The sequence below is a fragment of the Streptomyces sp. PR69 genome (assembly GCF_026420845.1).
Classification (GTDB): domain Bacteria; phylum Actinomycetota; class Actinomycetes; order Streptomycetales; family Streptomycetaceae; genus Streptomyces.
In genome coordinates this window covers 1-4,024 of sequence record NZ_JAOWCB010000070.1, presented here as the reverse complement: position 1 = coordinate 4,024, position 4,024 = coordinate 1, and the positions used below count along the sequence as shown (strand labels likewise).

Genomic DNA, 4,024 nt, shown 5'->3' with positions numbered 1-4,024 from the left:
CCCCCTTGTGGTCGGTGTACAGGTGGTGCATGGCTGTCGTCAGCTCGTGTCGTGAGATGTTGGGTTAAGTCCCGCAACGAGCGCAACCCTTGTCCCGTGTTGCCAGCAACCTCTTCGGAGGGTTGGGGACTCACGGGAGACCGCCGGGGTCAACTCGGAGGAAGGTGGGGACGACGTCAAGTCATCATGCCCCTTATGTCTTGGGCTGCACACGTGCTACAATGGCCGGTACAATGAGCTGCGATGCCGTGAGGTGGAGCGAATCTCAAAAAGCCGGTCTCAGTTCGGATTGGGGTCTGCAACTCGACCCCATGAAGTCGGAGTCGCTAGTAATCGCAGATCAGCATTGCTGCGGTGAATACGTTCCCGGGCCTTGTACACACCGCCCGTCACGTCACGAAAGTCGGTAACACCCGAAGCCGGTGGCCCAACCCCTTTGTGGGAGGGAGCTGTCGAAGGTGGGACTGGCGATTGGGACGAAGTCGTAACAAGGTAGCCGTACCGGAAGGTGCGGCTGGATCACCTCCTTTCTAAGGAGCACTTCTTGCCGGGTTTGTCCCGGTCAGAGGCCAGTACATCAGCGAGTGTCTGATGCTGGTTGCTCATGGGTGGAACGTTGACTACTCGGCACGGTCGGTTTGGTCGGAACTGCTAGTACTGCCCCTTGGGGTGTGGAACGCGAGGTCTGCCAGACGGGTCGGGCCGGGCACGCTGTTGGGTGTCTGAGGGTACGGGCTGAAAGCTCGTCCTTCGGGTTGCCGGTCCCGGTGTACTTCAGGTCTGTTTGGTCTGGGGGTGGCGGGTGGCTGGTTGTTGTTTGAGAACTGCACAGTGGACGCGAGCATCTGTGGCCAAGTTTTTAAGGGCGCACGGTGGATGCCTTGGCACCAGGAACCGATGAAGGACGTGGGAGGCCGCGATAGTCCCCGGGGAGTCGTCAACCAGGCTTTGATCCGGGGGTTTCCGAATGGGGAAACCCGGCAGTCGTCATGGGCTGTCACCCGCTGCTGAACACATAGGCAGTGTGGAGGGAACGAGGGGAAGTGAAACATCTCAGTACCCTCAGGAAGAGAAAACAACCGTGATTCCGGGAGTAGTGGCGAGCGAAACTGGATGAGGCTAAACCGTTTGTGTGTGATACCCGGCAGGGGTTGCGCAGGCGGGGTTGTGGGAGTGGGCTTCAGCTGTCTGCCGGCAGTTGGGCGAGTCAGAAACCGTTGATGTAGGCGAAGGGCATGCGAAAGGCCCGGCGTAGAGGGTAAGACCCCCGTAGCTGAAACATCAGCGGCTTGCTTGTTCATTTCCCAAGTAGCACGGGGCCCGAGAAATCCCGTGTGAATCTGGCGGGACCACCCGCTAAGCCTAAATATTCCCTGGTGACCGATAGCGGATAGTACCGTGAGGGAATGGTGAAAAGTACCGCGGGAGCGGAGTGAAATAGTACCTGAAACCGTGTGCCTACAAGCCGTGGGAGCGTCGCATGAGAAGTCTTTGGCTTCTTGTGTCGTGACTGCGTGCCTTTTGAAGAATGAGCCTGCGAGTTTGCGGTGTGTTGCGAGGTTAACCCGTGTGGGGAAGCCGTAGCGAAAGCGAGTCCGAATAGGGCGGTTGAGTAGCGCGCTCAAGACCCGAAGCGGAGTGATCTAGCCATGGGCAGGCTGAAGCGCGGGTAAGACCGTGTGGAGGGCCGAACCCACCAGGGTTGAAAACCTGGGGGATGACCTGTGGTTAGGGGTGAAAGGCCAATCAAACTCCGTGATAGCTGGTTCTCCCCGAAATGCATTTAGGTGCAGCGTCGTGTGTTTCTTGCCGGAGGTAGAGCACTGGATAGGCGATGGGCCCTGCCGGGTTACTGACCTTAGCCAAACTCCGAATGCCGGTAAGTGAGAGCGCGGCAGTGAGACTGTGGGGGATAAGCTCCATGGTCGAGAGGGAAACAGCCCAGAGCATCGACTAAGGCCCCTAAGCGTACGCTAAGTGGGAAAGGATGTGGAGTCGCAGAGACAACCAGGAGGTTGGCTTAGAAGCAGCCATCCTTGAAAGAGTGCGTAATAGCTCACTGGTCAAGTGATTCCGCGCCGACAATGTAGCGGGGCTCAAGCGTACCGCCGAAGTCGTGTCATTGGCATATATACCTTTAACGAGGGTGCTGATGGGTAGGGGAGCGTCGTGTGCCGGGTGAAGCCGCGCTGTAAGGCAGTGGTGGATGGTTCACGAGTGAGAATGCAGGCATGAGTAGCGATACACACGTGGGAAACGTGTGCGCCGATTGACTAAGGGTTCCTGGGTCAAGCTGATCTGCCCAGGGTAAGTCGGGACCTAAGGCGAGGCCGACAGGCGTAGTCGATGGACAACCGGTTGATATTCCGGTACCCGCTTTGAAACGCCCAGTATCGAATCAGAGGATGCTAAGGCCGTGAAGCCGCCCTGATCTCTTCGGAGTTGAGGGGAGTGGTGGAGCCGCTGACCCGATTCTGTAGTAGGTAAGTGATGGGGTGACGCAGGAAGGTAGTCCAGCCCGGGCGGTGGTTGTCCCGGGGTAAGGGTGTAGCCCGGTGTGCAGGTAAATCCGCACGCCTTGTGGGTGAGACCTGATGCCGAGCCGATTGTGGTGAAGTGGATGATCCTATGCTGTCGAGAAAAGCCTCTAGCGAGTTTCATGGCGGCCCGTACCCTAAACCGACTCAGGTGGTCAGGTAGAGAATACCGAGGCGTTCGGGTGAACTATGGTTAAGGAACTCGGCAAAATGCCCCCGTAACTTCGGGAGAAGGGGGGCCATTTCTGGTGATCACTTTTGCAGTGTGAGCTGGGGGTGGCCGCAGAGACCAGCGAGAAGCGACTGTTTACTAAAAACACAGGTCCGTGCGAAGCCGTAAGGCGATGTATACGGACTGACGCCTGCCCGGTGCTGGAACGTTAAGGGGACCGGTTAGCTCTGATTCGTCGGGGCGAAGCTGAGAACTTAAGCGCCAGTAAACGGCGGTGGTAACTATAACCATCCTAAGGTAGCGAAATTCCTTGTCGGGTAAGTTCCGACCTGCACGAATGGCGTAACGACTTCTCGGCTGTCTCAACCATAGGCCCGGTGAAATTGCACTACGAGTAAAGATGCTCGTTTCGCGCAGCAGGACGGAAAGACCCCGGGACCTTTACTACAGTTTGATATTGGTGTTCGGTTCGGCTTGTGTAGGATAGGTGGGAGACTGTGAAGCATGCACGCCAGTGTGTGTGGAGTCGTCGTTGAAATACCACTCTGGTCGTGCTGGATGTCTAACCTGGGTCCGTGATCCGGATCAGGGACAGTGTCTGATGGGTAGTTTAACTGGGGCGGTTGCCTCCTAAAGGGTAACGGAGGCGCCCAAAGGTTCCCTCAGCCTGGTTGGCAATCAGGTGTTGAGTGTAAGTGCACAAGGGAGCTTGACTGTGAGACCGACGGGTCGAGCAGGGACGAAAGTCGGGACTAGTGATCCGGCGGTGGCTTGTGGAAGCGCCGTCGCTCAACGGATAAAAGGTACCCCGGGGATAACAGGCTGATCTTCCCCAAGAGTCCATATCGACGGGATGGTTTGGCACCTCGATGTCGGCTCGTCGCATCCTGGGGCTGGAGTCGGTCCCAAGGGTTGGGCTGTTCGCCCATTAAAGCGGTACGCGAGCTGGGTTTAGAACGTCGTGAGACAGTTCGGTCCCTATCCGCTGTGCGCGTAGGAGTCTTGAGAAGGGCTGTCCCTAGTACGAGAGGACCGGGACGGACGAACCTCTGGTGTGCCAGTTGTTCTGCCAAGGGCATGGCTGGTTGGCTACGTTCGGGAGGGATAACCGCTGAAAGCATCTAAGCGGGAAGCCTGCTTCGAGATGAGGACTCCCACCCACTTGATGGGGTAAGGCTCCCAGTAGACGACTGGGTTGATAGGCCGGATATGGAAGCACTGTGAGGTGTGGAGTTGACCGGTACTAATAGGCCGAGGGCTTGTCCTCAGTTGCTCGCGTTCACTGTGTTGGTTCTGAAACCACAACCATGCCCAT

2 rRNA genes are annotated in these 4,024 nt (G+C 57.5%); both read left to right on the top strand.

The features are described 5' to 3' along the window. A 16S ribosomal RNA gene (locus OF819_RS28885) occupies window positions 1-530 on the top strand; the annotation flags it as partial. A 319-nt stretch (window positions 531-849) separates the two neighbouring features. Beyond that, window positions 850-3,976, top strand: a 23S ribosomal RNA gene (locus tag OF819_RS28880). The last annotated feature ends 48 nt before the right edge of the window (window positions 3,977-4,024 follow it).